General features: G+C 68.3%; 24 protein-coding genes. 12 read left to right on the top strand and 12 right to left on the bottom strand.

Features of this window, described 5'->3' with window-relative positions; all coding sequences use genetic code 11:
• Nucleotides 1-43: 43 nt before the first annotated feature.
• The gene (locus tag FFS09_RS03065; protein ID WP_137917390.1) at nt 44-970 is read left to right on the top strand and encodes a LysR substrate-binding domain-containing protein; all 927 of its coding nucleotides are present in this window, start codon (nt 44-46) and stop codon (nt 968-970) included.
• A 5-nt stretch (nt 971-975) separates the two neighbouring features.
• On the opposite strand, the gene FFS09_RS03060 is transcribed toward FFS09_RS03065, so the two are convergent.
• Nucleotides 976-3,459 carry an autotransporter family protein gene (locus FFS09_RS03060; protein ID WP_137917389.1) on the bottom strand — a complete coding sequence of 828 codons (2,484 nt, stop codon included), beginning with the start codon at nt 3,457-3,459 and terminating at the stop codon, nt 976-978.
• Nucleotides 3,460-3,672: 213 nt separating this feature from the next.
• Here FFS09_RS03060 and ttcA point away from each other — a divergent pair, with 213 nt between their 5' ends.
• A complete protein-coding gene (gene ttcA / locus FFS09_RS03055; protein WP_137917388.1) occupies nt 3,673-4,626 on the top strand; it encodes a tRNA 2-thiocytidine(32) synthetase TtcA in 954 nt (317 codons plus the stop codon).
• A 36-nt stretch (nt 4,627-4,662) separates the two neighbouring features.
• Nucleotides 4,663-5,364, top strand: coding sequence for a hypothetical protein (locus tag FFS09_RS03050; RefSeq protein WP_137917387.1), 702 nt, complete (start codon nt 4,663-4,665; stop codon nt 5,362-5,364).
• 25 nt (nt 5,365-5,389) lie between these two features.
• Here FFS09_RS03050 and FFS09_RS03045 read toward each other — a convergent pair whose 3' ends face one another.
• Complete coding sequence (locus FFS09_RS03045; protein ID WP_137917386.1) at nt 5,390-7,762, bottom strand: hybrid sensor histidine kinase/response regulator; 2,373 nt, start codon at nt 7,760-7,762, stop codon at nt 5,390-5,392.
• Between the two features lie 106 nt (nt 7,763-7,868).
• Here FFS09_RS03045 and FFS09_RS03040 point away from each other — a divergent pair, with 106 nt between their 5' ends.
• Complete coding sequence (locus FFS09_RS03040; protein WP_137917385.1) at nt 7,869-8,510, top strand: histidine phosphatase family protein; 642 nt, start codon at nt 7,869-7,871, stop codon at nt 8,508-8,510.
• Nucleotides 8,494-9,687, top strand: a complete 1,194-nt coding sequence (locus FFS09_RS03035) for a DSD1 family PLP-dependent enzyme (RefSeq protein ID WP_137917384.1) — start codon at nt 8,494-8,496, stop codon at nt 9,685-9,687. Before FFS09_RS03040 ends, FFS09_RS03035 begins: the two co-directional genes overlap by 17 nt.
• Nucleotides 9,688-9,694: 7 nt before the next feature.
• On the opposite strand, the gene FFS09_RS03030 is transcribed toward FFS09_RS03035, so the two are convergent.
• Together FFS09_RS03030 and FFS09_RS03025 are read right to left on the bottom strand one after the other, a co-directional pair.
• Nucleotides 9,695-10,705 carry an SPOR domain-containing protein gene (locus FFS09_RS03030; RefSeq protein ID WP_252374204.1) on the bottom strand — a complete coding sequence of 337 codons (1,011 nt, stop codon included), beginning with the start codon at nt 10,703-10,705 and terminating at the stop codon, nt 9,695-9,697.
• Between the two features lie 61 nt (nt 10,706-10,766).
• Nucleotides 10,767-11,741 carry a Bug family tripartite tricarboxylate transporter substrate binding protein gene (locus tag FFS09_RS03025; protein WP_137917382.1) on the bottom strand — a complete coding sequence of 325 codons (975 nt, stop codon included), beginning with the start codon at nt 11,739-11,741 and terminating at the stop codon, nt 10,767-10,769.
• Between the two features lie 133 nt (nt 11,742-11,874).
• On the opposite strand from FFS09_RS03025, the gene FFS09_RS03020 reads away from it, so the two are divergent.
• Nucleotides 11,875-12,762, top strand: a complete 888-nt coding sequence (locus FFS09_RS03020; RefSeq protein ID WP_137917381.1) for a LysR family transcriptional regulator — start codon at nt 11,875-11,877, stop codon at nt 12,760-12,762.
• Between the two features lie 3 nt (nt 12,763-12,765).
• Here the strand turns inward: FFS09_RS03020 and FFS09_RS03015 are convergent, their stop codons facing one another.
• Genes FFS09_RS03015 through FFS09_RS03005 form a run of 3 tightly spaced genes read right to left on the bottom strand, consistent with a single transcriptional unit; the run spans nt 12,766 to nt 15,218 of the window.
• Nucleotides 12,766-13,596 carry an amidohydrolase family protein gene (locus FFS09_RS03015; protein ID WP_137917380.1) on the bottom strand — a complete coding sequence of 277 codons (831 nt, stop codon included), beginning with the start codon at nt 13,594-13,596 and terminating at the stop codon, nt 12,766-12,768.
• Nucleotides 13,593-14,429 (bottom strand): SDR family NAD(P)-dependent oxidoreductase, encoded by an 837-nt coding sequence (locus FFS09_RS03010; RefSeq protein ID WP_137917379.1) that lies wholly within the window; start codon nt 14,427-14,429, stop codon nt 13,593-13,595. The genes FFS09_RS03015 and FFS09_RS03010 overlap by 4 nt, the downstream gene beginning before the upstream one ends.
• 15 nt (nt 14,430-14,444) lie before the next feature.
• Nucleotides 14,445-15,218, bottom strand: coding sequence for an HpcH/HpaI aldolase family protein (locus tag FFS09_RS03005; RefSeq protein ID WP_252374203.1), 774 nt, complete (start codon nt 15,216-15,218; stop codon nt 14,445-14,447).
• 248 nt (nt 15,219-15,466) lie between these two features.
• Between FFS09_RS03005 and FFS09_RS03000 the strand changes: the two genes are divergently transcribed.
• Nucleotides 15,467-17,191, top strand: a complete 1,725-nt coding sequence (locus tag FFS09_RS03000; RefSeq protein ID WP_137917377.1) for a lysoplasmalogenase family protein — start codon at nt 15,467-15,469, stop codon at nt 17,189-17,191.
• On the opposite strand, the gene FFS09_RS02995 is transcribed toward FFS09_RS03000, so the two are convergent.
• From FFS09_RS02995 to ruvA, 3 genes are all read right to left on the bottom strand, one after another.
• Nucleotides 17,160-18,791: a rhomboid family protein gene (locus tag FFS09_RS02995; protein WP_137917376.1), complete on the bottom strand. Its 1,632-nt coding sequence runs from the start codon at nt 18,789-18,791 to the stop codon at nt 17,160-17,162. The genes FFS09_RS03000 and FFS09_RS02995 overlap by 32 nt on opposite strands.
• Nucleotides 18,792-18,814: 23 nt before the next feature.
• Entirely contained in the window at nt 18,815-19,867 is a 1,053-nt protein-coding gene (gene ruvB, locus FFS09_RS02990) for a Holliday junction branch migration DNA helicase RuvB (RefSeq protein WP_137917375.1), read from the bottom strand.
• Between the two features lie 82 nt (nt 19,868-19,949).
• Nucleotides 19,950-20,531, bottom strand: a complete 582-nt coding sequence (gene ruvA, locus FFS09_RS02985; protein ID WP_137917374.1) for a Holliday junction branch migration protein RuvA — start codon at nt 20,529-20,531, stop codon at nt 19,950-19,952.
• 28 nt (nt 20,532-20,559) lie between these two features.
• On the opposite strand from ruvA, the gene FFS09_RS02980 reads away from it, so the two are divergent.
• From FFS09_RS02980 to ybeY, 3 genes are read left to right on the top strand one after another with little or no spacing between them, the layout of a single operon-like run.
• Nucleotides 20,560-21,546, top strand: coding sequence for a PhoH family protein (locus tag FFS09_RS02980; RefSeq protein ID WP_137917373.1), 987 nt, complete (start codon nt 20,560-20,562; stop codon nt 21,544-21,546).
• A gap of 13 nt (nt 21,547-21,559) precedes the next feature.
• Nucleotides 21,560-21,964, top strand: a complete 405-nt coding sequence (locus FFS09_RS02975; RefSeq protein WP_171019843.1) for an MliC family protein — start codon at nt 21,560-21,562, stop codon at nt 21,962-21,964.
• Complete coding sequence (ybeY, locus tag FFS09_RS02970) at nt 21,964-22,419, top strand: rRNA maturation RNase YbeY (protein WP_137917371.1); 456 nt, start codon at nt 21,964-21,966, stop codon at nt 22,417-22,419. Before FFS09_RS02975 ends, ybeY begins: the two co-directional genes overlap by 1 nt.
• On the opposite strand, the gene dtd is transcribed toward ybeY, so the two are convergent.
• Together dtd and FFS09_RS02960 are read right to left on the bottom strand one after the other, a co-directional pair.
• Entirely contained in the window at nt 22,410-22,859 is a 450-nt protein-coding gene (gene dtd, locus FFS09_RS02965) for a D-aminoacyl-tRNA deacylase (protein ID WP_137917370.1), read from the bottom strand. The genes ybeY and dtd overlap by 10 nt on opposite strands.
• Entirely contained in the window at nt 22,856-23,779 is a 924-nt protein-coding gene (locus tag FFS09_RS02960) for a cation diffusion facilitator family transporter (protein WP_137917369.1), read from the bottom strand. Before FFS09_RS02960 ends, dtd begins: the two co-directional genes overlap by 4 nt.
• Here FFS09_RS02960 and FFS09_RS02955 point away from each other — a divergent pair.
• Together FFS09_RS02955 and FFS09_RS02950 are read left to right on the top strand one after the other, a co-directional pair.
• A complete protein-coding gene (locus tag FFS09_RS02955) occupies nt 23,778-25,313 on the top strand; it encodes a sensor histidine kinase (protein WP_252374202.1) in 1,536 nt (511 codons plus the stop codon). The genes FFS09_RS02960 and FFS09_RS02955 overlap by 2 nt on opposite strands.
• Nucleotides 25,310-25,942, top strand: coding sequence for a response regulator transcription factor (locus FFS09_RS02950; RefSeq protein ID WP_137917368.1), 633 nt, complete (start codon nt 25,310-25,312; stop codon nt 25,940-25,942). The genes FFS09_RS02955 and FFS09_RS02950 overlap by 4 nt, the downstream gene beginning before the upstream one ends.
• The last annotated feature ends 4 nt before the right edge of the window (nt 25,943-25,946 follow it).

Raw genomic sequence — 25,946 nt, 5'->3', positions numbered from 1 at the left:
TTCATACCTTGCAGCGTCGAAACCCAGCGATGAGGCCCGTGCCATGAACATTTCCCGAATCAAGTTGCGGCATCTGCACTGCCTGGTGGTGGTCGGGCAGGAACTGAGCATGGTGCGCGCGGCGCAGCAGCTGTCGCTCACCCAGCCGGCCGTGTCGAAGACCATCGCTGAACTCGAAGCCATCGTCGGCCGGCCCTTGCTGGAGCGCCACGGTCGCGGCGTGGCGCTCACGCCCGCGGGCAAGGTGCTGGTGGACTACGCGGGGGCGGGCCTGCGCAACCTGCGCGAAGGGCTGGACGCGGCGGCCGGCCAACCGCAGTCGCACCAGATCACCGTGTCGGTCGGGGCCCTGCCCAATGTGTCGGCCACCTTGTTGCCGCGCGCGTTCGAGGCCATGCGCGCCGCGCTGCCCAGCGTTTACATCCGCGTGGCGGGCGGCACCAACGCGCAACTCATGGGCCGCTTGCGCCAGGGCGAACTGGACATGGTGTTTGGCCGCCTGGCGGAACCGTCGGACATGCTGGACCTGGAGTTCGAGCACCTCTATTCGGAAGACCTGGTCGCGCTGGCGCGGCCCGGCCATCCACTGGCCGGCAGCCGCAAGGTCGCGCCCACGGCGCTCTCGCGCTACACGCTGATCCTGCCGTCCGCCGGCACGCCCATTCGCCGCACGGTGGACGCGTTCCTGGTGACGCACCGCGTGGCGTTGCCGGAATACGTCGTCGACACGCTCGACGTGGCGTTCTCGTTGCAACTGGTGCGGCAGACCGATGCGATCTGGTTCGCACCCGAGGGGCTCATCGAGAGCTTCCGCCCGATCGATCTGGTCGGCCTGCGGCTGCCCCGCGACGGCATGACCGGCGCCGTCGGTCTCACGGTGCGGCGCGGCGCCGAACCGACGGCCGGCGCCGGGCTGCTGCTCGCTGCCCTGCGCGAGCAGGCCCGGTCAACGCATTCGGCGCGGGACTGAGGCCCTCACCACTGCAGCTGCACGCCCACGCTGCCGCTCAGGCCGCTCTTGGTGTGCGCGTTGCCGCCCGACGCCCACAGCTGGCCCAGTTCGCCGTAGACACTGGAGCGCTCCGACACCGCCAGCGTAGCGCCCACGGCCAGTTCGGCGCTGCGCCCGCCCGCGCGGGTGTCGATGCCGGTGTGGCTGGCGACCGTGCCCGTGCCGAAGCCCGCGCGATCGGTGCCGCTGGCGGTGGTGAAGAGGTTGACGCGGCCGTAGGGCTGCAGGCGGCCGAGACCGGTGGCGAACTCGCCCTGCACGCGCGCGCCCAGGCGCAAGGTCCAACCGGTGTCGCTGCTGTGGCCCACCGTGGTCGCGCCGGGCAGCGTGGTGTTGCTCACGTCCAGCGTCTGGACCATCAGTTGCGCCTGCGGCTCCAACACCCAGCCCGCGCCCAGTGGCAGTGACTGCCCCAGCTCCACCGACCCGAGCAGGCTCAGGCCCTTGAGATGGGAGGCGGCGCTCGCACCCGGACGGAGCCGGGCGCGGTGCACGCCGGCTTGCAGCGCGCTGTCGACATAGAAGCCGCTGTCGCGCCGGTGGGTGGCATATGCGCCGAGGTACATGCTGAACAGATCGGTCTTGCCCACGGTGCCGTGCGCACCAGCGGCCAGGCCGCTCACGCGCGAGCTGCCGGCCAGTTGGCCCACGTACACACCGGCGGTCGAGTTCGCATCGCCCCACACCGGCGTGCCTACCTGCAGACCGTTGAGGCGGCCCTGGCTGTCGGGGCTGACCGTGCCGGCCTGCGCGGTGATGCGGTCGGTGCTGATGAAGCGCGCCCAGCCCTGGCGCCGCGCATCGGGCGACAGGACGCGCGAACCCATGCGCAAATGCAGGTTGCCCAACATCGCCTGATCGGCCTGGCGCAATTGTTGAGGTGCGGCGGCCACGAGCGCCACCTCCTGGCGGTAGGCGTTGGCGTCGGTGCGCAGGTACCAGTTCTCGCCCGCGCCCGCCGCGTCGCCGGCGTACAAGCGGTATTCGTAGGCGCCACTGTTGACCTGGCCGCCCACCAGGCTGAACGCATCGCGCGTGGTCTGTGCCGTGGACGTGGCGCCGTTGATGGCGTTCACGAGCAGGATGCCGTCGCCCGTGGTGAGCCCGCCCAGGCCGGGCAAGGGCACGACCTCGATCCGGGTCTGGCCGGTCGGCGTGGCGGCGGCGCCATCGAGCACCAGGCGATCGCCGGCGTTCGCGCCCGCCCCCAGGCGCAGGGTGCCGTTGCCGCTCGTGTACGGCCCCGCCACCGTGAGCGTGGTGCCGGCCATGCTGCCCACGGTGGACACGGTGCCGTTGTTCGTGAGCGCGGCCAGTTGCTGGTTGAAGCCGGCCAGGTCCAGCGCCGCACCGGCGGCGACGGTGTGGGCGGAAGTCGCGCTGAAGGCCTGGGTGGCCCCGGCGGCCAGGGTGCCGGCGTTGACCTGGGTCGCGCCGTAGTAGGTGTTGAGCCCGCCCAGCACGAAACGGTCGGTCGAGGCCACGCGCAGCCCGCCCGCGCCACTGATCACGCCATCAAAGCGCCCGCTGGCGGCCGTGATGTCCAGGGTGCGTGCGCCCAGCAGCACGCTGCCCGAACCGCTGAGGTTGCGGATGGCGGCGCCCGTGGTCGTGCCCGAGATGTCAAACACCCCCGGCGCGGCGATGTCCACGAGCCGGGAGTTCGCGATCGCTCCCGTGCCCAACAGGGCCAGCCTGCCGTCGCGGATGAACGTGGCGCCGGTGTAATTGTTGACGGTTGCGTTGCCCGCGAACGACACGAGGCCCGCGCCGGTCTTGATCACATCGCCGGTGCCGGTGATGCCGACCCCTGCGCTGAAGGTGATCGCGTTGGCGGCATTGACGGGGTTGAGCGTCAGGTGGTACCCGTTCAGGTCAATGCCGACGTGCGGCATCCCGATGGGGGTGATGCCTGTGCTGAATTCGAAACCACCACCCGCCGCGTTCGACGCTTCGAAGGAGAGGCTTCCCATCAACTTGGTGTACTTGAAGAAGCGAACCATGTTCACCCCTTCGTTGCGCGCGCCCACGCCACCGATACCGTACAGCTGCACCTGGGCCTGGCTTTCGTTGTTGCCCAGGCGCAGCAGCGAGCTCGAGGCGTTCACCTGCACCGCGCCCAACGAGATCGGAGCGCCGCTGAGCAGGAAGACATAGTTGTTGGCGGCGCCGACCACATTGAGCGAGAACACCGCGCGATCGCCCGCGCCCGGCACCACGCCGCCCGACCAGCGGGTCGTGTTCGACCATTGGTTCGTCGCGAAGGCGGTGCCGGTCCAGCCGATGTCGGCGGCGCTGGCGCTCGCACCGAGCGATCCGAGTGCCCCCAGCACGGCGGCTTGCAGGATGCGCTGGTGGCCGCGCGACGGGGCGCTGCGCAGCCGATCCCCGGTACGCGCAGGGCGATGCTTTGCGGAATGCAGGGGGTATTGCGCGGGCAAACTCACGGGGCAGCTCTCCTTTTGATAGTAGTTATGCTAGATATCCAAAGATTTTGATGCTACATCTTTTGACAATAGAAGCGCTTTGTTGCCACCGCCTGCCCGCCGCGCACGCCCTTGGCGCCTGCCACGGACATGGGGTCGCAGTGACAATCGGCCTGCACCGCCCCTGAAATGCCCGAGCGACCGACAATACGGACCAACGAACCAGCGCCCGCGATGCGCCGATCGATTGATTTTTTTGCCACCATGAACATCGAACTCGAAAACCACAAACTCGAAAAGCGCCTGTGCCGCGAAGTCGGCCGCGCGATCGTGGACTACAACATGATCGAAGAAGGCGACCGCGTGATGGTCTGCCTCTCGGGCGGCAAGGACAGCTACGGCATGCTCGACATCCTGCAGAAGCTACAGGCGCGCGCGCCGATCGACTTCGAGCTGATCGTGGTCAACCTCGACCAGAAACAGCCCGGCTTTCCGGCCGACATCCTGCCCGCCTACCTCACGAAGCTCGGCGTGAAGTTCCACATCGAGAACCAGGACACGTACTCCATCGTCAAGCGCGTGATCCCCGAGGGCAAGACCATGTGCAGCCTGTGCAGCCGGCTGCGCCGCGGCATCCTGTACCGCGTGGCGAGCGAACTGGGCGCGACCAAGATCGCCCTCGGCCACCACCGCGACGACATCCTGCAGACGCTGATGCTCAACATGTTCTTCGGCGCCAAGCTCAAGGGCATGCCGCCCAAGCTGGTGAGCGACGACGGCCAGCACGTGGTGATCCGCCCCATGGCGTACGTGCCCGAGACGGACCTGATCCGCTGGGCCGAGCTGCGGCAGTTCCCCATCATTCCCTGCACGCTGTGCGGCAGCCAGGAGAACCTGCAGCGCAAGCAGGTCGGCCTGATGCTCAAGGACTGGGAGAAGCGTTTCCCGGGCCGCGTGGAGAACATGTTCACCGCCTTGCAGAACATCGTGCCCAGCCACCTGATGGACCGCTCGCTGTTTCCGTTTGAAACCATCCGGGCCACCGGCGAGGCCAGCGAAGACGGCGACAAGGCGTTCGATGACGAGCCCCTGCCCCAGGCCTCCAGACCGGCGCTTGCGCAGCGCGTGGCACCAGAAGGGAACGCAACGGCCCCTGCCATGGTCGTACCCATTGCGGTTGCGCACTGACACCTTTCGCCCGCGCAACCGCCTCCAGGAGGCACCATGAACGTCACACAACCGATCCGCATCCTCAAGGCCCTGGGCCTGGCCATTGCCCTGGTGGTCTTGAGCGGCTGCGCCAGCGTCTACCTGGTGGACAACCAGGTGCAGAGTTTCGCGCGCTGGGCCGACCAGCCGGGCGTGAAGCCGGGCACGCCGGTCACGATCCCGCAAGCGCCCCAGATCTACCGCTTTGACCGCCTGCCCTCGCAGCGCGAAGGCAAGGTGGCGGCCGGCCAGGACGAGCTGGAAAACCTTGCTACGCTGGCGCTCGCCAAGGTCGGCTGGACGCGCGCCGCGGCCGGCACGTCGTCGCCCTGGACGGTGCAGGTGGACGCCAGCACCCTGCGCCTGCCCCGCGCGCCCTGGGAAAGCCCGTACAACGGCTATTGGGGTGGCTACTGGGGCCCGGGCTTCGGTTATGGCATGCCGGGGCGCGACTACGTGGTGACGGGCCGCGGCCAGGTGATCTGGATGCCGATGTACCCGCCCATGATGATGGAGTCGCCCTACTACAAGCGCGAACTCGCGCTGGTGATCCGGCATGCCGCCAGCGGCAAGGTGGTGTACGAAACGCGCGCCGCGCACGACGGCCGCTGGAACAGCACGAATGGCCTGTGGTCCGCGATGCTGGACGCCGCGCTGCGCGACTTCCCGGCGCCCCCCGAGGGGCTGCGCCAGGTCAACATCGAAGTGCCGCGCTGAGGGCGCGGACTTCGACGGCCCGGCGTCAGGCTGTCGCGCGTTCCAGCAATTCGCGGATCGCCTTGCCCAGCGCGTCCATGCTGTCCTGCTTGCCCATCACCTCGATCACACCGACCGCGCTCGCCTCGACGTGCAGCTTGTCGTCGATGTGCCCGGAGACGATGGCCACGCGCAGGTCCGGGCGCAGGATTCGGGCCTCGCGCGCCACGTCCACACCCGACATGCCGGGCATGTTCTGGTCGGTCACGATCAGGTCCACCGGATCGTCCGGGTTCGCGCGCAACCAGGCCATGGCCGCCTCGCCCGATTCGAAGGTGGTGGTGCGGTAGCCCTGCTTGCGCAGCAGGCGCCCGACGAGAAACACCAGCGCCTCGTAGTCGTCGATGTAGAGCACGTGCTTGTCCGGCGTGGCCTGCTCGGGAGCGGGCGTTTCGACCGGGGCGATCGGCACAGCCGCGGCGTCGCCGTGTGCACCCTCGTCGGCCAGCGGCAGATAGACGTCGAAGCGCGAGCCCTCGCCCACGCGGCTGTGCACCGCAATGGCACCCCGGTGGGCTCTGACGATGCCGTGCACCACGGCCAACCCCAGACCGGTGCCGGTGCCCGGCGCCTTGGTGGTGAAAAAGGGCTCGAAGACGCGGTGCTGCGTGGCCTCGTCCATGCCCGGGCCGTTGTCGGCCACGCTCAGGCAGGCATAGGCCCCGCCCGCCAGGCCCAACTGCAGGGCCTGTGAGGCGTCCACCCGCACCTCGCGCAGCGCCACGGTGATGTCGCCCGAAGAGCCGTCCATCGCCTGCCAGGCGTTGGTGCACAGGTTCATCAGCACCTGCTGCATCTGCGTGGCGTCGGCCAGCACCGGCAACTCGGCTTCCGGCAGCAGCGCGACCAGCTTGAGGCCAGCCGGCAGCAGCGAGCGCATGAGGCCCAGGGCCTCTTCCACCATGGGCGTGAGCGGCTGGCGCAGCATCTCCTGCGTCTGGCGCCGGCTGAAGGTCAGGATCTGCTGCACCAGTTGCCGCGCGCGAATGGCCGCGCGGTGGATCTCCACCAGGCTTTCCTGCGCGGGGTGGTGTTCCCCCACGTCCTCGCGCGCCAGCACCAGGTTGCCCAGGATGGCGGCGAGCAGGTTGTTGAAGTCGTGCGCCACACCGCCGGCGAGCGTGCCGATCGCCTCCATCTTTTGCGATTCGCGCAGCTGCACCTCCAGCGCGCGGTGCTGGGCCTCGGCGTGCTTGTGTTCGGTGATGTCGGTGTGGGTGCCCACCACGCGGGTTGGCCAGCCGTTTTCGTCGCGCGTGATCGCCATGCCGCGCGAGAGCACCCACTTCCAGGCGCCGTTCTTGCAGCGGATGCGGTGCTCGTTGCGGTACACCGGCACCCGACCGTCGAAGTGGGCCTGGCGGTCGGCCAGCATCTGCGGCACGTCTTCCGGATGGGTGATCGCATCAAGCTCGGCCGAGAGATTGGGAATGTCTGCGTCGTCGTAGCCGAACATGGCCTTGATGCCGCGCGAGAAGAACTCCTCGCCGGTGACCAGGTTCCAGTCCCACACGCCGTCGCCCGCGCTCTCCAGTGCCAGTTTCCACAGCGCCTCGCTGTCGTGCAGCGCGGCCTCGGCCTGCTTGCGGTCGGTGATGTCGAGCAGCACGCCCACGCGCAGGAAACCGTTCGCATCGGCCGAAACGGCGCACGAGCGGTTGCAGATCCACTTGATCCGCCCGTCGGGCAATACGACGCGGAACTCGGTCTCCAGGTTGACCTGCCCGGCCAGGATCGCCAGCCAGTCCCGCTCCAGCATGGCCTGGTCCTCGGGATGGAAGTAGCGCGCGAGCAGCGTGGGGTTGCGCATCAGGTCCTCGGCCTCGAAGCCGTAGATGTCCCGGATGCCCTCGCTCAGGAAGCGGTACTCGCGCGCGCCATCGTGGCGCACATGCACCGCGAACACCGCGCCGGGCATCTGGGAGGTGATGAGCCGCAGTTGCTCCTCGCTCTCGCGCAGGGCCTTCTGGGCATGCACGCGCTCGGTGATGTCTTCCACCGTGCCTTCGTAGTACAGCAGCTCGCCCTGGTCGTCGCGCACGCTGTGCGCGTTCTCGCTCACCCAACGGCGTTCGCGCGTGTGGTGCCGGTAGATCTCCGAGATGAAGCCGCGCGCGAAGCCGTCGTGCTCGAGCAGGCGCTTGAACTCGGCGCGGCGCTGCGGCTCGACATACCACTCGCTGCCGATGTCTTTCACGCGCGACATCATCTCGGCCTCGGACACGTAGCCGTTGAGTGCCACCAGCGCCTGGTTGGCGCGCAGCAAGTGCCCGTCGGGGGCACAGCGGTAGGCTCCGATCGGCAGGAAGTTGAAGAGGGTGGAAAAATCCCCGTTCAAGGGAGAGAGCGGTGGTCTCATGCGGGCGATTGTGTCCCAAACCAACGCCCTCTCAAGCCCGATAAACCGTCAAAATACCCCGGTCAGTAAATTCAAATTTACATCGTCCTGCCACCAAGGAATTCTTTTGCAAGTCACCCGCATTCTTGCCGTGCGCCATGGCGAAACCGCCTGGAATCGCGACACCCGCATCCAGGGCCACACCGACATCGCGCTCAACGAACGGGGCCGCTGGCAGGCCGAGCAACTGGCGCAGTCGTTGCGCGACGAGCCCATTGCCGCGATCTATGCCAGCGACCTGGGTCGCGCGTTCGACACCGCGCAGGCGGTGGCCCGCATCAAAGGCCTGGACGTGGCGCCGCACAAAGGTTTGCGCGAACGCCATTTCGGCCGCTTCGAAGGCCAGACCTGGGCCGAACTGGAAAGCCGCTGGCCCACCGAAGCGCTGGCCTGGCGCAAGCGCATGCCCGACTTCGCACCAGCCGGTGGTGAATCGCTGGAGCAGTTGCAGCGGCGCGTGATCCCCACCGTGCTGGACCTGGCCTCGCGCCACCCGGGCGAGCAGGTGTTGATGGTCGCGCATGGGGGCGTGCTCGACATCCTCTACCGCGCCGCCACCCGGCTGGAGTTGACCGCGCCGCGCAGCTGGGAATTGCCCAACGCCGCGGTCAACCGCCTGCTGTGGTCGCCCGAGGGATTGACGCTGGTGGGCTGGGCCGACACCGCCCACCTGCAAACGGAAGCCACGCTCGATGAACGCAGTACATGACCCGCTGACGCCCATCGCGCCATGGCACCACCGCGCGCAAAGCCTGCTGGGGCAGCGCGTGGACCACATCGACACGCCCGCGCTGGTGGTCGACCTCGACGCGATGGAGCGCAACCTCGCGCACATGGCCGCCTATGCGAGAGCACACAACCTGCGCCTGCGGCCCCACGCCAAGATGCACAAGAGCGCCGAAATCGCGCGCCTGCAGATGGCGCACGGCGCGGTCGGCGTGTGCGTGCAGAAGACCGACGAAGCAATTGCGCTGGCGATGGGCGGCGTGACCGACATCACCATCACCAACGAAGTGATCGCCGAAGCCAAGCTGCAGCGCCTGGCGTGCGCCGTGCGCGATCTGCCCACGCGCTTCGGCATCGCGGTGGACAGCGCGGTGGGCGTGGCGCGACTGGCCCAGGCACTGCAAGAGGCGCAGGTCGTCGGTGACGCCCGCATCGACGTGTTGGTGGAAATTGACGTGGGCCAGGGCCGTTGCGGCGTGGCGCCAGGCGAAGCGGCGGTGGACCTGACACGCCTGATCGCCCAACACCCGGTGCTGCGCTTTGCCGGCCTGCAGGCCTACCACGGCGGCGCCCAACACCGCCGCGACCCGGCCGAGCGCGCGCAGGCGATCGCCGAAGCCGCCTGGGCGGCCGCGCTCACCCGCGAGCGCCTGCTGGCCGCGGGCTTCGAGGTGCCGTTGATCACCGGCGCGGGCACCGGCACCTTCGTGCTGGAAACCGCCAGCCATGTGTGGGGCGAGTTGCAGGTGGGCTCCTACCTGTTCATGGACGCGGACTACGCGCGCAACGAAAGCGCGCCGCTGGCGCCGCAGTTCGAACATGCGCTGTTCGTGAAGAGCCAGGTAATGAGCCGCGGCAAGGAACATGCGGTGTGCGATGCGGGCCACAAGAGCCACGCCATCGACAGCGGCCTGCCCATGGTGTGGAGCCCGCCGGGCCTGGTGTTCGCCAATGGCGGCGACGAGCACGGTCTGCTGCGCGCGGCCTACGCCGGCCAGCCCCTGTCCCTGCCCCAGCTGGGCGACACGGTATGGCTGGTGCCCGGGCATTGCGATCCCACGGTCAACCTGTACGACGTGATGATCGGTGTGCGCGGTGGGCTGGTCGATGGCAAGGTCGAGCGCGTGATCCGCGTGGACGCGCGCGGCGCGCGGGGCTGACGCCCGCTCAAGGCCGAAACACCACCGCGTCCAGACCCAGGGCGCGAATGCGCGCCGCCGCTTCGTCGGCCTGCGCGCGGCTGGCAAACGGGCCGACGCGCACGCGCGTGAGCGGTCCGTTGGGCCGCTCGACCGTCTGCAGGAGGGCGGCAAACCCCGCGTCGGCCAGGCGCGCATGGGCCTTCTCGGCGTTGGCGCGGTCGGCGAACAGGCCGACGTTGATGCCATGGGCCTGCTGCAGCGTGTTGTCCGCGGTCGGCTTGACGGCGCTCGGCAAGCGCACGGGTTCGGGCAACGCCGGCGGTGGCGCCGCTGCCATCGGAGGGGGCGCCGGCTCGGGCTCGGGCGCCACCACGGCGGGTGGCACGGGAAGGACCGGCGGCTCGGGAGTCGCAGCCGGTGCGGGCGTTGGTGCTGGTGCTGGTGTCGGTGCAGCCGCGACGCCCGCTTGCGGGGGGTGTGCCAACGCCGATCCTGGCGAACCCGGAACCAGGTAAACGCCGACGGCAACCGCCACCAGCAAGCCATTGAGCAGCGCCAACACCCACAGACGCCGCCTGGAACTCGCCTGCTGTGCCAGCGTCGCGCAGGCTTCTCGCAGGGTGCTCGCTTCGCGCACCGCGCGCGTCATACGCCGGCGCGTGTCGGTGTGCAGGATCGCGTGGCCATAGGCACCGGGAAGGGCAATGCTCAGCAACAGCAGCGCACCGAGCACACCCCATTCCACGCCTCGCGGCCACTGCAGGAAATGCCGCCCCAGGCCGATCGCCAGCAGCGCCAGGCCACCGACGCCCACCACATACACCAGCGCCGCGCCCCAGAGCTGGCGAAACACCATCCAGTTCAGCGTGAGGAAACCCGCCGCCGGGTTCCACACCGGGCTGGCGCGCCCGGCCTCGTCGAAGCGCTCGAACACCTGCAGGCACTGCGCGGTGTTCACGGGCCCCAATGCCGCGCGGTAGAGCGCCGTGGTGGCGCTCTCGGGAACCTGGGCAGCGGGCGGCGGGGTCGCGGGCATGCCGGATTCTGGCATGCAAAACGGGCAACCCGAGGGGTGCTTGCCCGGGGGCCTATCCGTTCTACTCGGGCTTCACCGAGATGTTCGTTTCCTTGAGCAGGGTGACGAACTTCTGCGCCTCGTCGATCAGATACTTGCGATACGCCTCGGTCGACACGGCCGCGGGCGCGCTCACCGAGAGTTCGGCGAAGCGCTTCTGCACCGCTGGGCTGGCGACGACGGCTGCGAGATCGCTGTTGATCTTCTTCACGATAGCCTCCGGCGTTCCCGCCGGTGCCACCAGACCCCACCACAGCGGCAGCGACATCTTGATGCCCTCCTCCTGCAAGGTCTTGACGTTGGGCAACGCGGGCTCGCGCTCGGGCGAGGTCACGGCGATCGCCTTGAGCTTGCCCGACTGCACATGCGGGAGTGCGGAGCCCGCGATCATCATGGCCATCGACACGCGGCCGGAGAGCAGTTCGGGAATGAACTGCGCCTCGCCACGGTAGGGCACGTGGAGCATGCCCGCGCCCAGCGACACGTTGACGTATTCCATGCCGATGTGCGGCACCGCCCCCGCGCCGGCGGAGGCGTAGCTGGCCTTGCCGGGGTTCGCCTTGGCATAGGCGGCCAGGCCGCGCAGGTCCGAGTAGGGTTCGTTCACACCGGCGACGATGATCATGCTGGTGGCCGTCACCGGGCCGATGGCCGCGTAAGCCACCGCCGGGTCGTAGGCCTTGCCATGCATGAGCGGGTTCATGGCCACGGGGCCCGTCGCCGTCTGCATCAGCGTGTAGCCATCGGGCGCGGCACCCATCAGGGCCTGAGTGGCCACCAGGCCATTGGCACCAGCCTTGTTGTCGACGACCACCGGTTGGCCCCACTTGGCCTGCAGGCCATCGGCGACCAGACGGGCATAGACATCGGAGGCGCCACCGGCCGGCGCGTGCACGATCAGCTTGACCGGGCGCGTGGGCCAGTTGCCTTGCGCGGCGACCCCGGTCACGGTCAGCACACCGAGCGCAAGGGTGGCTAGCATGGGTCGAAAAAACATGGTGTTGTCTCCTGTTGTGAACGGCGGCTCGAAGGTCCTGGACCGCCCTGGAGAAAACTATACGAAGCATTGACCATAAAGAAAAGTCAAATAATTTTTGAAAGCATTGAACAAACTTTGATAATCGACCGCCATGCAATTCACCATCAAGCAACTGCGCGTGTTTGTCACCGTGGCCCGCACCTCGAGCTTTGTCGAGGCAGCCAATGTGCTGCACCTGACCAGCGCGGCGCTGAGCGTAACCGTGAAGTCGCTGGAGGAGATCGCGGGCTTTGCCGTGTTCGAACGCACCACGCGTTCGGTGCGCCTCACGCCGCAAGGCGCGGCGATGCTGCCATTGGCCGAACAGCTGTTGACCGAACACCAGAAATTGCACGAATCGGTGCGCCACATTGCGCAGAACAAATCGGGCATCGTGCGCGTGGGTGCGAGCCAGCTGCTCAGCTGCTCGATCCTGCCGCCGGCCATCACCGACTTCCAGGCGTTGTGGCCGGACATTGACGTCACCCTCGTGCCCGCGCCTTACGACAACGTGCAGGACATGCTGCAGCGCAAGGAGGTGGACATCGGCGTCGGCCCTGAGCGCGCCTGCGAACCCGGCATGACCTCGGAGCTGCTGTTCGCGTCCGGCCTCAGCCTGGTGTGCTCCACGCGCCACCGGCTGGCGGGTTCGAAGACCGTGCGCTGGAGTTCGCTGAAAGACGAACACGTGCTGCTCGCCGACCACCGCGCCGCCACGCTGCTGGCGCGTGATTCGAAACATGTGGTGGACTTTCAGAACGCGCGCGAGGTCGGGCACTTCTCCACCGCGCTGGCGCTCGTGTCGGAGAACGGCGGCGTGATGTTCGCGCCCGAGTTCACCACGCCGCTGCTCAGGCCCTACAACCTGGTGATGATCCCGATGGGCGCGCCCAAGGCAAGGCGCCAGTTCATGTTGTTCCGCAACGAGCGGGCGGGTTTGAGCGCGGCGGCGCGGTTGCTCACCGAGTTTTTCGCGCAGCGGTTTCGCGCGATGGGTTGACCCTCAGGTCGCAAATTCGAACAGGCGCGCCGCGTTGTCGTGCATCACCTTGCGCCGGTCCACCGCATCGGGCAACAGCTCGCCGGCGAGCGCGAGCACCGTGCCGACATCGATGCGCGATGTGGCGCGCAGGAACGGCCAGTCCGTGCCCCAGATGCAGGCGTCGGGCGTGAACGCTTCCAGCAACGCCCGCGCGTAGACCCTGGCGTCGGCGTGCGGGTAGGCCTCGGCCGAGAACTTGGCCTGGCCCGAGAGCTTCACCACCGCCCGGCCGCGGCGCCCGAGGTCCAGCAGCGCCTGAAAGCCCGGCTGCGCCAAGCCGGCGCCCGGCACGGGCCGGCCGCAGTGGTCCACCAGCACACGCACGCCCGAGTTTTGCAGCAGCGGCAGGAGGCCGAGCAACTGATCGCCATGCACCTGGATCTGCAGGAACATGTCGAGTTCTTCCAGCAGACGCACCAGCGGCGCACAACCCCGGTAGTGCGCCACCCCGTTGAGGCTGGCGTTGAACGCCACGCCGACCACGCCCTGCCGCCGCAGGTCTTCGAGCGCATCGCGCTGCGTGCTATTGGGCATCACGGCGATGCCTTTGTAGCGGCCGCCGCTGCGCGCTATTGCGTCGAGCATGCAGCGATTGTCTTCGCCATAGCCCGAGTTGGGCTCGACCAGCAAGGCGTGCGTCACGCCATACGCGCGGTACACCTGGGCCAGGTCGTCGGCGGTGCCGATCTCGGCGCCGGCCGGGGCGTACACCGTGTCGGCGGCGTAGGGAAAGCGCACGGGGTCGAACACGTGCACATGGCAATCGATCTTGGGTTCGGTGAACAAGCTCATGTGGGATCTTGAGGCTTGCGGCGTGTGCCGGGTGTGATGCCGCTGCGGCCACCGTCGACGGGCAACACGACGCCGTTGATGTACGAGGCTTCAGCGGACGCGAGAAAGCAGGCGGCGGCGGCCACTTCGTCGGGATAAGCGGGTCGACCCAAAGGCGTTTGCGCCACCAGCGGGGCAAAACGTGGATGTGATGGTGCACCGCGCTCGACCATCATGGCGCGCGCGACGCAGTTGACGCGGATGCCATAGGCACTGAACTCGTCCGCCATCACGTGCGTCAGCGGCACGATGCCACCTTTGGCGGCGGAGTACGCGGGAATCTGCGGGTTGCCCAGGCTGCCGTCGATCGAGCCGATGTGCACGATGGCCGCACCGCCGTGCGCGCTCGCGGCGCGCTTGAGCAGCGGCAGGAAGGCCTGCGTCGCGTGCACGGGACCGAGCAGGTTGACCTGCACCGCGCGCATCCACTCGGCGGCGGTCGAGCCTTCCACCGTGCCCATCGTCGACTCGAAGTGGCCATTGACCAGCACATGCACCGGCCCCATCGCTCCGCCACAGCGCGCCACCACGTCGAGCAGTGCTTGCGCATCGCAGGCGTCGGCAATCAACACGTCGGCACGGCCGCCAGCGACACGGATTTCACCGGCCAGGGCCTCCAGCGCGCTGGCGTCCTCGTCCACCAGCCAGACGTGCGCGCCTTCCTGCGCGAAGGCACGGGCGCACACCGCCCCCACGTGCAGGTTGCGCGCGCCGCCGGCGATGCCGAACGCACCGCCGCCCCGGTTCGAGATCGACACCACCACGGCGGTCTGGTTGTCAAAGCGATGCTGCATCGGGTTCCTGCGTGTTCAAACGGTCTCCGCTGCCGCGGCGCGCCGCCCTTCGCGGAACACCGCCACCGAGTTCTTTGCGGCTTGCGACAACATGAAGATGTCGCCGCCCGCCGAGACAAAACGGAAGCCTTGTTCGACGCGCTGGAGCGCGGCCTGCGGACCCGAGCACAGGATACCCGCGACCTTGCCGGCGGCGCGCGTGCGCGCGCAGATGGACGCGATGGCTTCACGCACTTCGGGTTGGTCCGATTCGCTCATCGGCGGGCAACCGAAGGCGATCGCCAGATCGTTCGGGCCGATGAAGATGCCGTCCAGCCCATCGACCGCCAGGATCTCGTCCAGCGCGTCGAAGCCGGCGCGTGTCTCCACCATCGCGAGTTTCACGATCTCGTCGTTGGCCTTGGGGAAGTAGTCGGGGCCGCCGTAGACCTGGCCGCGCACCGGTGCATAGGAGCGCACGCCGTGCGGGTAATAGCGGCAGGCGCTCACGAAAGCTTCGGCTTCTTTGGCGCTGTTGATCATGGGACAGATGACGCTGTACGCGCCGGCGTCGAGCACGCGGCCGATGTGGGTGGCGTCGTTGGCGGCCAGACGCGCCATCGGCATCGTGGGCGTGGCCGACAGCACCTGGAACATGTGCAGCATCTGTTCGAAGCTGATCATGCCGTGCTGCAAGTCCAGCGTGGCCACGTCGTAGCCCTGGTGGCCCAGCATCTCGGCCGTAATCGGCGAGGGAATGGACAGCCATGCACTCACCACTGCACCACCGTCTGCCCAGATGGCTTTCATGGGATTCGCCCGCATTCGCATCTCCTGTGTCGGTTTCGTTGACCGGGTGTCAACACGGGCTCGAATGTAGGCCGCATCGGCCGAAAAGATAAGCTAAACAAATTTCGCTTTTATTAGAAAAACATTGACAGCTGGCAACCACCCGCAGGACGCCAATGCGACAAGACCCTGGGGTAGATGCTCACACCACCAGCACGGGTTGCGACCCAGAATGCGCGCATGCGCCAGCCCCACGACCGCCCTCCGCCATGAGCCCGAGCCAGATCATCGTGCTGGCCACGCCCGTGTTCTTCGCGCTGATCGCGGTGGAAGTCGCCGTCGGCCTGAAGCGCCGGCGCAACACCTACCGGCTGGACGATGCCATCAGCAGCATCGGCCTGGGCATGCTCAGCCAGATCAGCGCGGTATTCACGCGGCTGCTGCGCGTGGGCATCTACACCGCCGTGTACTCGGCGGTCGCGATCTGGCCCGAGCACCCGTTCTGGACCACGTGGGCGGGTTGGCTCACCGCGCTGGTGTTCTACGACTTCTGCTACTACTGGCTGCACCGCGCCGGACACGAAAGCGCGGTGTTCTGGGCCGCGCACGTGGTGCACCACCAGAGTGAGGATTACAACCTCTCGACCGCGCTGCGCCAGACCAGTTCGGGCGCGCTGCTGGGCTGGGTGTTCTACCTGCCGATGGCGGTGGCGGGCGTGCCGCCGCTGGTGTTCGCCGTGGTCGCGCTGGTCGACCTGCTCTACCAGTTCTGGGTGCACACCGAACACGTGGGCAAGCTCGGCGGGTTCGATCGCTGGTTCTGCAGCCCCTCCAACCACCGCGTGCACCACGCCGTGAACGATCGCTATGTGGACCGCAACTACGGCGGCATCCTGATCGTGTGGGACCGGCTGTTCGGCAGCTTTATCGAAGAAGATGAACCGTGCGTCTATGGCACGCGCAAGCCGCTGCGCAGCTGGGACCCGCTGTGGGCGAATGGCGAGGTGTACTGGAGCCTGCTCAAGGATTCGTGGCACACACGGCGCTGGGTCGACAAGCTGCGCGTGTGGTTCAAGCCCCCGGGTTGGCGACCGGCCGACGTGGCGGCGCGCTTTCCTTCGTCGGCCTTCGACATGGCGCATGTGCAGCGCTACGCGCCGCCCATGACACGCGGCGTGCGGTGGTTCGCGGGCGCGCAGTTCGCGCTGTTGCTCGTCGGCGTGGCCGGCTTCCTGTGGTTCGCCGACGCCTGGCCGCTCTCGCGCAGCGCCGTGGTGTTCGCCGTGCTGCTGGTCGCGCTGTGGGCCATCTCCGCGGTGATGCAGGGGCGCATCGGCATGGGCGAGGCGCTGCTCATCGAGTGCGGCGCGCTGTCCATGGCCTGCGCGGCCTTGGGCTGGATCGAGCTGCACCGCGTGTTCAAGCCGCTGGCCATGTTCGTGGCGATGGCCGTGGTGTTCGCGCACACGCGCGGAGCGACACATCGGCTGTTGCTGTGCGCGCTCGCCTTCTCACTGGCAGGTGACGCATTCCTGATGTTCCCGGGCTACTTCATCCCTGGGCTCGTGGCCTTCCTGCTCGCGCACCTGGCGTACACAGTGCTGTTCCGGCAGGACGCACCCTGGTTCGCGAGCCGGCGCGCGCTCGCTGCCACGCTGGGCATCGGCGTGGCTATCTATGCATTCCTCTGGTGGGGCGGATTGCCACCCGCCTTGCGCGCGCCGGTGGCGGCCTACGTGCTGGCGATCGCGCTGATGGCGGCGCAAGCCATGGGCCGCGCCACGGTGCGGCGCGATCGCGCGGCGGTCACCGTTGCGCTGGGCACCGGCTTTTTCATGCTCAGCGATGCGCTGCTGGCCACCAACCGGTTTGTGGTGCCGCTGCCGATGTCCCAGGTCTGGGTGCTGGGCACCTACTACGCGGCGCAGGTGCTCATCGTGGCGGGCATGCTGCGCGGCGCACTCAAGGGTTCCGGGCCTTCAAGCGCGCATTGATCTGTTTCAACCGGGTCGAGAGCGCTGCCTGGCGGGCGCTGGCCTGCGCCACGTCCACCGTGCCCCGGTGCTTGCCCACTTCGAGCGTCATCACCTCCAGCACGGTGGCGTAGAGCTCGCGAAGATCGTCCAGCATCGGCGTGGCGGCATCGGTCTTCGAGGCGCCGAGCAACCGGGTCACCTCCCGGTAGGCCGGCATGTGCCGCTGCTCCATCGCATCGATCAGTTGCGCATCGGTCATGCTGCCCGCCTGCTGCGCCTTGACGTCTTTCTGAAACGCCTCTTCCGCCGCCCGCATGCGCGGGAGCACATCCTTCAACACCGCCTGCGATTCGAACAACTGCCGGTGGTCGACGCCCGGCTGCGCGGTGCGCGCGAGGCCGCCCACCATCAACAACACCAGGCACAGCGCGATCACCTGCTGGCGGCGGCGCTGCGCGGCGCTAGCGCGTTCGTCCAGCAACTCGACCAGCACCCACGCCAACACAGCGCCCGCGACCAGCCCACCCACGTGCGCGGCGTTGTCGATGCCCGAGCGCGCGAACCCTTGCACCAGCATGATCGCCACGAACACGCCCTGGCTGGTCAGCAGCTGCGTCACCATGGCCTTGGGCACGCGCTCGCGATGCTGATACACCCCCACCAACAGGGCACCCAGCACACCGAACACGGCGCCCGACGCGCCCACCGAAATCGCCTGCTGCGACGAGAAATGCAGGCTGAGCGCGCTGCCCGTCAGGCCCGCGCCCAGGTAGATCAACAGGAACTGGCCGTTGCCAAACCACTGGCACACACGCCGCCCCGCGTCCCACAGCGCGAACATGTTGAGCGCCAGATGCAGCACACCACCGTGCAGCACCGTCGCCGTCAGCAAGCGCCAGACTTCGCCATCGCGCACCACGGCCGTGGCCGAGTTCGCGCCCCAGGCGAACAGATCGGCCGACTCGGGCTTCATCGCGCTCATGCCGTCGAACAGGTTGAGCAGCCACACCGCCACGTTCACCGCGATCACCGCGTACAGCGCCCACGGGGTTGGGGTGAGCACGCGCAGGCGCTCCTCGAAAGCCTCGTGCGCCCGCGCTTCGTCGAGCCGCCCGTTCAAGGCCAGCAGGGCTTGCCCGGTGGCGTGGCGCTGAAAAGCCTGCAACGCGGCTTGCACGGCGGGTTGGCGCTCGGCCTTGCGCAAGGGCGTGAGCACGATGCCGCGCTTGAGGCCACGGCGGAACAGCCCTGCCGTCGCCGCCTGCGACGCAGCGCCTTCGCGCAACAGGATCTGGAGGTGGTCCTGTCCCTGCACCGACAGGTGCGACACATCGGTGATGTCGCTCCAGGGAATCGTCTGCCCCTTGAGCAGGTAGCCGCCGATGCCGTCACGGCCCACGCTGAGGATGGGGTGCGCGCTCAGCAAGGGCTGCAACAGCAGCCAGGCCACGAGCCCGAAAAAGAGCGCCAGCACACCCAGGAACCAGGCGCCACGTGACGTGCCCAGCGCGGCCGCCGCCAACGCCAGCGCCATGAGCCCCACCAGTGCAACCACCCAGACCGTGCTGCTGCGCCAGGTTGCGCGAAACACCTGGCGGCCGACCATGCCCTCTTCCATCCCCACCTCCGGGTTGTGCGTTTCTATTCGCTGAACAGCTCGTTCGCCGTGCTGGGCGGCGCCACGCCCAGGTGGCGGTACGCCGCCAGGGTGGCGATGCGCCCGCGTGGCGTGCGCTGCAGAAAGCCCTGCTGGATCAGATAGGGCTCGATCACGTCCTCGATCGTGTCGCGCTCTTCGCCGATGCTGGCGGCGATGTTGTCCAGGCCGACCGGCCCGCCGTCAAAGCGGTGGATCACGGCTTCGAGCAGCTTGCGGTCCATCAGGTCGAAGCCTTGAGGGTCCACGTCGAGCATGGCGAGCGCGCGGTGGGCGATGTCTTTGGTGATGGTGCCGTTGCCCTTCACGTCCGCGAAATCGCGCACGCGGCGCAGCAGGCGGTTGGCGATGCGCGGCGTGCCGCGCGAACGGCGTGCGATCTCGAAACCGCCTTCTTCGTCCATCGGCGCGTTGAGCAAACCCGCGCTGCGCTTGACGATGCGCGCGAGTTCTTCGGCGGTGTAGAACTCCAGCCGCGCCACGATGCCGAAGCGGTCGCGCAGCGGGTTGGTGAGCATGCCCGCGCGCGTGGTCGCGCCCACCAGCGTGAAGGGCTGCAGGTCCAGCTTGATGCTGCGCGCCGCCGGGCCTTCGCCGATCATGATGTCGATCTGGTAGTCCTCCAGCGCGGGGTACAGGATTTCCTCGACGACCGGGCTGAGCCGGTGGATCTCGTCGATGAACAGCACGTCATTCGCTTCGAGGTTGGTCAGCAGCGCGGCCAGGTCCTTGGGCTTTTCGAGCACCGGCCCGCTGGTCTGGCGCAGGTTCACGCCCAACTCCTGCGCAATGATGTGCGACAGCGTGGTCTTGCCCAGGCCGGGCGGGCCGAACAGCAGCACGTGGTCCAGCGCCTCGCTGCGCTTCTTGGCCGCGCCGATGAAGATCTCGAGCTGCTCGCGCACCTTGACCTGGCCCACGTACTCGTCGAGCAGCTTGGGGCGCAGCGCGCGCTCGATCGCCTCTTCCTTGGGCGAGGCCGGCGCGGCGGACACCACGCGCGGCGCGGGAGCGAAATCGTCGGTCTGGATGGTCATGCGTCGCTCCGTAGGGCCGCCCCAAGGAGCGACAGCCCCTGCGGGGGGCAGCGCAGTACACGCAGTGACAAGCGTGGGGGCTTCATTTCGCCAGTGCTTTCAGGGCCAGCTTGATGCCCTCGCTCACCCCCACGTCCTTGGGCAGGGCCTTGAGCGCGGCGGTGGCGTCCTTGTCGCTGTAGCCCAGCGCCATCAAGGCCTGCTGGATGTCGCTCTGCACATCGCTCTGCGCCGGGCCGGCGCCGCCGGGCAGGTTCAGGTCGGCGCCGAGCTTGCCCTTGAGTTCGAGCAGCAGGCGTTCGGCGGTCTTCTTGCCGATGCCGGGCACCTTGACGATGCGCCCGCTTTCCTGCGCGCTCACGGCCTGCGCCAGATCGGCCACGCTCATGCCCGAGAGCACCGAAAGCGCGGTGCGCGGGCCCACGCCGCTGATCTTGATGAGCTGGCGGAAGGCCTCGCGTTCGCCCGACGAGCCAAAGCCGTACAGAATCTGCGCGTCCTCGCGCACCACGAAGTGCGTGAGCAGCGCCACTTTCTCGCCGGTGGCGGGCAGGTTGTAGAAGGTGCTCATGGGCACGTCCACCTCGTAGCCCACGCCATGACAATCCAGCAGGATCTGGGGCGGATTTTTTTCCAGCAGCGTACCGGTCAACTTGCCTATCATCGGAACATCCTTTCAAGGAATTATCGGCTTGATTCTCAGACACACCTTCTCCCCACCGGACAACACCCGCATGGCGCACCTCTGCGGTCCGATGGACAGCCACATCCGCAGCATCGAGGCGGCCCTGCAGGTCAAAGTGGCGCACCGCTTCGAACAGTTCCGCATCGAAGGCCCCAAAGCCAAGGCCAACCAGGCGCTGGAAACGCTGCAGGCGCTGTACGAAATGGCCAAGAAGCCCATCCCCGCCGAACAGGTGCAACTCATGCTCAGCGGCGACACCGCCCTGGCCGACCCGGGCGATGGCGCGCTGGCCATGCAGACCCGGCGCGGCGAGGTGCGCGGGCGCACGCCCAACCAGGCGCGTTACCTGGAGAACATGTCCACGCACGACATCACCTTCGGCATCGGCCCTGCCGGTACCGGCAAGACCTACCTGGCCGTGGCCTGCGCGGTGGACGCGCTGGAGCGCAGCGCGGTGCAGCGCATCGTGCTCACGCGCCCGGCCGTCGAAGCGGGCGAGAAGCTCGGCTTCCTCCCCGGCGACCTGGGCCAGAAGGTGGACCCGTACCTGCGCCCGCTGTACGACGCGCTGTACGACCTGATGGGTGCGGAGAAGGTGCAGAAGGCCTTTGAGCGCCAGCAGATCGAGATCGCGCCGCTGGCCTTCATGCGCGGGCGCACGCTCAACCACGCCTTCGTGATCCTGGACGAGGCGCAGAACACCACGGTCGAGCAGATGAAGATGTTCCTCACGCGCATCGGCTTTGGCAGCAAGGCGGTGATCACCGGTGACGTGAGCCAGATCGATTTGCCCCCCACACAAATGAGCGGCCTGATCGATGCCGAGCGCGTGTTGAAGCGCGTGCAAGGCATCGCGTTCACCCGCCTGTCCAGCGCCGACGTGGTGCGCCACCCGCTGGTCGCGCGCATCGTGGACGCCTACGACGCACGCCCCTCCAACCGCGATGACGCCATCGCACCGCCTGCGAAGCGCGCGCGCCGCGCCGCCCACTGACACTCGCCTGACCATGCTCGCACGCACCCTGCTCGCCGGCGTTCTTGCCGCGCTGGCCCTCAACGCCTCGGCCCAGGGCAGCAAGCCCTCCCCAGCACCGGCCGCCCAACAACCTTCGCTGATCTTCAGCAGCCAGTCGGTGCGCTACCGCTGCGATGGCGATGCGGAGATCGAGCTGGCCTACCTGAACCTGAGCAACGGCACCACTTTTGCGGCGCTGCACCACAATCACCGCACGCTCATGCTGCAGGGCCGCAAGGCCACCACCGGCGTGCGCTTCTTCGCGCTGGACGAGAAGCTCCGCCTGAGCTGGTACACGCAGGGCATGAAGGGCGAGTTGAGCGCCATCGCCACCGACCCCAACGTGCAAGACCAGATCCTGATGTCCAACTGCTTCGCCCAACCGGCCCAACGCTGATGGCACTTCCCTCGCTCAGCCTGTCCCTGCAGTTCAGCGACCTGCAGGACGCCGCCACCCACCGCGCCGCGTTGCCGCGCCACAGCGTGGTGCGCTGCATCCGCCACGCGCTCGACGCCGATGCCGAGATCACCGTGCGCATCGTCGACGCCGAAGAAGGCCAGGCGCTCAACCGCGACTACCGCGGCCGCGACTATGCCACCAACGTGCTCACCTTCGACTACGCCACCGAACCGGTGGTGACGGCCGACCTGGTGCTGTGCGCGCCGGTGGTCGCGCGCGAAGCGGCCGAGCTGAAGAAGACCCTGGCGCAGCACTACGCACACCTGCTGGTGCACGGCACGCTGCACGCACAGGGCTGGGACCACGAGACCAGCGAAGAAGATGCCGAGGAAATGGAAGCGCGCGAAATTCAAATCCTCGCCGGCCTGGGCCAACCGAATCCCTACGCCTGATTCGACATCCGCAAGGGAATGGTCACCGGCCCGTCGTTGACCAGGTGCACCTGCATGTCGGCCCCGAAGCGGCCCGCCGCCACCACCGGGTGCGCGGCCCTTGCAGCCTTCACGAACGCGTCGTAGAGCGCCTCGCCCAGCGCCGGCGGCGCGGCGTCCGTGAAGCCCGGTCGGTTGCCGCTCTTCGTGTCGGCCGCCAGGGTGAACTGGCTCACGATCAACAAGCCGCCGCCGATGTCCTGCACGCTGCGGTTCATCTTGCCCGCCTCGTCGCCAAAGATGCGCAGCTTCAGCACCTTGGCCAGCAGCTTCTCGCCCACCGCTTCGGTGTCGTCGGGCTCCGCGCACAGCAGCACCAACAGACCCGCGCCGATGGCGCCCACCGTCTCGCCCGCGATGTCCACACGGGCTTCGCTCACACGCTGCAGCAGCGAGATCATTTCACATCGTCCTCGTCAAAAAAATGCGTTTCCACATGGGTGGGCAGCAGTTGGATGGTGGCGCGCAGCCCGGGCACAGCGTTCATCAGGTCCCGCTCCACCTGGGCGCGCATCGACGCCGCGCGCCCCAGCGACCACGCGGCCGGCATGTGCATGTGCAAGTCGACGAAGCGGCGCTGCCCCGCGCGCCGCGTGCTCACGTGGTCGAAGCGGATGGCGGTGTCGTGCGTGCGCGAGAAGCCGTCGAGCGCGGCCTGGATCGCGGCCATCACCTCGGGTTCGACCGCCTCGTCCATCAGACCCTGCGACGAACGCCACAGCAGGCGCCCACCTTCCTTGAGGATGTTGAGCGCCACCAGCATGGCCACCAGCGGATCGAGCCAGAGCCAGCCTGTCAGGGACACCAGCACGACACCGAGCACCACGCCGCCCGAGGTCCACACATCGGAGAACAGATGCTTGGCGTCGGCCTCCAGCGCGATCGAGCGGTGCTCCTTCGCAGCGCGCAGCATCACCCACGCCAGCGCGCCGTTGAGCACCGAACTGGCCACGGACAACGCCAGGCCCCAGCCCACCTGCTCGATGGGCTGCGGGTCGAACAGCCGTTGGCTGGCGGCCCAGACAATGCCCAGCGCCGCCGCGACGATGAGGATGCCCTCGAAGCCCGAGGAAAAGTACTCGGCCTTGTGGTGGCCATAGGGATGGTCTTCATCGGCCGGTCGCGCGGCGATGGTCACCATCACCAGCCCGAACACCGCGCTGGCCAGGTTCACCAGCGACTCCATCGCGTCGGACAGCAGGCCCACCGAATCGGTGATCACCCAGGCCAGGGTCTTGAGCGCGATCGTCACCACCGCCACCACGATCGAGGCCATCAGCAGGCGCCGCGGCGTGAGCAAACGAATCGAGGGAGAGGTCATGCCGCGATTGTGCCGGGGCCAGCGCCACGCCCATGCCCATGCCAGAATCCGCCGCATGCGGCAACAGGCGTGGCAGGGTTTGAAGTGGTGGGTGTCTGGCGGGGTCTTGCTGGCCCTGGCGGGCGCGGTGGGGCTCGCGCGCCAGTCGCTCGACGAGCAGCGCGCACTGTTCGAGACCGACGCGCGCATCGTGCACCGGCTGCTGAGCCAGCAGGTGGTGCAGCACGACGCGATCCTGGCCACGCTGGCGCTGCTGCAGCCTGCGCCGCTCGACTCCCCCACCACCTCGCCCGAGCAGCGGCTGCCCGCGCTGTACCCGCAAATTCTGGCCGTGCAACGGCGCGACCCCGACCAGGCCTGGCCCGACGCGCAGCTGACCCGCGCCGAAGCCGCGTCGCACGTGCAGCGCCGCGCCGCGCTCGGCGCCACCAATCTCGCGAACGGGCGCTACCAACTGGTGTTGTCCGCCACGCCCACCAGCTACGCGCTCGATCTGGACATGCGCGCGATGGTGCCGTGGACCGAGTGGCCCATGGAACCGCAGAGCAGCCCGGTGCGCGTGGTGCTGGAGCAGGCGGGCGAGCGCTACGTCATCCAGCCCGGCGCCCAGGCCTCGCAGACCGGCTGGCACTGGGAAGCGCGCAAGCCATTGGCCAGCGAAAGCCAGTCGTTCGACGTGGTGAGCACCTTGACGGTGGGCCCAGGCCAGTTGCCCTGGACGCGCATGCTGGCGTGGGCCTTGATCGTGGCGGCCCTGTTGACCGCGCTGCGGCACCTGCAGCGCCAGCGCGCGGCGCGCCGACGCGCCGAAGAACTGCTGCGCCTGGGCCAGGTGGCGCGCCTGAACACCCTGGGCGAACTCGCCGCCGGCATGGCGCACGAACTCAACCAGCCCCTCACCGCCGTGCTGGCCAACACGCAGGCCGCGCAGCGCCTGCTCGACGACGAGCCACCCGAACTGGCCACCGCGCGTGGCGCCATGGCGCAGGCGGTGGCACAGGCACGCCGCGCCGCCGAGGTGGTGGGCCGTTTGCGCCGCGCGGTCGAACGGCCCGATGCCAGCGGCTCGCTGCAAGCGGTGAACCTGAACGAGGCCGTGAAGCGCGCGCTCTACCTGCTCGAGCCCGAATGCCAACGCCGTGGCGTGACGCCGGTGCTGGACGGCGCTGATGCGGTGACCGTGCAGGCCGACGCGGTCGCGCTGGACCAGATCGTGCACAACCTGATCTTCAACGCGCTGCAAGCGCTGGAGCAGGTGCCCCCGGCCCAGCGCTCGCTCACCCTCACGCTCGGCGCGCACGACGGGCGTGGTGAACTGCTGGTGGCCGACAGCGGACCGGGCATCGCGCCCGAAGTCCTGCCGCGCCTGTTCGAGCCCTTCTTCTCGACGCGCGACGGCGGCCTGGGGCTGGGCCTGAGCCTGTGCGAAACCTTGGCCAACGGCATGGGCGGATCGCTGGGCGCGGCCAACCGCGCGCTCGGTGGCGCCGTGTTCAGCCTGAAGCTGCCCTTGAGCACAGGAGACCGTTCGTGAACACACCCGACACCTTGTCACCCACGGTGCACCTGCTCGACGACGACGAGGCGGTGCGCGACAGCCTGGCCTTGTTGATCGGCACCGTGGGCCTGCGCGTGCAGGCCTGGAGCGACCCGCAAGCGTTTCTGGCGCAGTTCGATCGCGACGGCATCGGCGCCATCGTGCTGGACGTGCGCATGCCCGGCATCAGCGGCCTGAGCGTGCTCGACACCTTGATCGAACAAGGCGTGGGCCAGCCGGTGATCATGCTCACCGGCCACGGCACGGTGGACATGTGCCGCCGTGCCTTCAAGGCCGGCGCGGCCGAGTTCCTGGAAAAGCCGGTGAACGACGAGGCCCTGCTCGAAGCGCTGCAGAACGCCGTGCGCCAGCACGTGCGCTCGCGCCAGCGCCAGGAAGCCGACCGCGCGGCGCGCGAGCGCTATGCGCAACTCTCAGAGCGCGAGCGCGAGGTGCTGGGCCTGATCGTCGAAGGCCTGACCAACAAGGAGATTGGCCGCGCGCTCGGCCTGTCGCCGCGCACGGTGGAGACACACCGCGCCAACCTGTTCGCCAAGCTGCAGGCGCCTTCGCTGGCGCAGCTGATCCGGCACTACGCCACGCTGGTGGACGACAGCACTGCGTAGTTCT

It is taken from the genome of Hydrogenophaga sp. 2FB (assembly GCF_005503365.1).
Classification (GTDB): domain Bacteria; phylum Pseudomonadota; class Gammaproteobacteria; order Burkholderiales; family Burkholderiaceae_C; genus Hydrogenophaga.
Note: the sequence above shows the minus strand (reverse complement) of the source record. Positions and strands in the feature narration are given on the sequence as shown.

What these genes read in the sequence shown, in the direction of transcription:
- FFS09_RS03050 (WP_137917387.1), top strand. Translation starts at nt 4,663, where the DNA reads ATGAACGTCACACAACCGATCCGCATCCTCAAGGCCCTGGGCCTGGCC.
- dtd (WP_137917370.1), bottom strand. Translation starts at nt 22,859, where the DNA reads ATGATCTCGCTGCTGCAGCGTGTGAGCGAAGCCCGTGTGGACATCGCG.
- ruvA (WP_137917374.1), bottom strand. Translation starts at nt 20,531, where the DNA reads ATGATAGGCAAGTTGACCGGTACGCTGCTGGAAAAAAATCCGCCCCAG.
- ttcA (WP_137917388.1), top strand. Translation starts at nt 3,673, where the DNA reads ATGCGCCGATCGATTGATTTTTTTGCCACCATGAACATCGAACTCGAA.
- FFS09_RS02995 (WP_137917376.1), bottom strand. Translation starts at nt 18,791, where the DNA reads ATGGAAGAGGGCATGGTCGGCCGCCAGGTGTTTCGCGCAACCTGGCGC.
- ruvB (WP_137917375.1), bottom strand. Translation starts at nt 19,867, where the DNA reads ATGACCATCCAGACCGACGATTTCGCTCCCGCGCCGCGCGTGGTGTCC.
- FFS09_RS03010 (WP_137917379.1), bottom strand. Translation starts at nt 14,429, where the DNA reads ATGCAGCATCGCTTTGACAACCAGACCGCCGTGGTGGTGTCGATCTCG.
- FFS09_RS03005 (WP_252374203.1), bottom strand. Translation starts at nt 15,218, where the DNA reads ATGAAAGCCATCTGGGCAGACGGTGGTGCAGTGGTGAGTGCATGGCTG.
- FFS09_RS03015 (WP_137917380.1), bottom strand. Translation starts at nt 13,596, where the DNA reads ATGAGCTTGTTCACCGAACCCAAGATCGATTGCCATGTGCACGTGTTC.
- FFS09_RS03045 (WP_137917386.1), bottom strand. Translation starts at nt 7,762, where the DNA reads ATGAGACCACCGCTCTCTCCCTTGAACGGGGATTTTTCCACCCTCTTC.
- FFS09_RS03000 (WP_137917377.1), top strand. Translation starts at nt 15,467, where the DNA reads ATGAGCCCGAGCCAGATCATCGTGCTGGCCACGCCCGTGTTCTTCGCG.
- FFS09_RS03030 (WP_252374204.1), bottom strand. Translation starts at nt 10,705, where the DNA reads ATGCCCGCGACCCCGCCGCCCGCTGCCCAGGTTCCCGAGAGCGCCACC.
- FFS09_RS03035 (WP_137917384.1), top strand. Translation starts at nt 8,494, where the DNA reads ATGAACGCAGTACATGACCCGCTGACGCCCATCGCGCCATGGCACCAC.
- FFS09_RS03025 (WP_137917382.1), bottom strand. Translation starts at nt 11,741, where the DNA reads ATGTTTTTTCGACCCATGCTAGCCACCCTTGCGCTCGGTGTGCTGACC.
- FFS09_RS02960 (WP_137917369.1), bottom strand. Translation starts at nt 23,779, where the DNA reads ATGACCTCTCCCTCGATTCGTTTGCTCACGCCGCGGCGCCTGCTGATG.
- ybeY (WP_137917371.1), top strand. Translation starts at nt 21,964, where the DNA reads ATGGCACTTCCCTCGCTCAGCCTGTCCCTGCAGTTCAGCGACCTGCAG.
- FFS09_RS02955 (WP_252374202.1), top strand. Translation starts at nt 23,778, where the DNA reads ATGCCGCGATTGTGCCGGGGCCAGCGCCACGCCCATGCCCATGCCAGA.
- FFS09_RS03065 (WP_137917390.1), top strand. Translation starts at nt 44, where the DNA reads ATGAACATTTCCCGAATCAAGTTGCGGCATCTGCACTGCCTGGTGGTG.
- FFS09_RS02975 (WP_171019843.1), top strand. Translation starts at nt 21,560, where the DNA reads ATGCTCGCACGCACCCTGCTCGCCGGCGTTCTTGCCGCGCTGGCCCTC.
- FFS09_RS03020 (WP_137917381.1), top strand. Translation starts at nt 11,875, where the DNA reads ATGCAATTCACCATCAAGCAACTGCGCGTGTTTGTCACCGTGGCCCGC.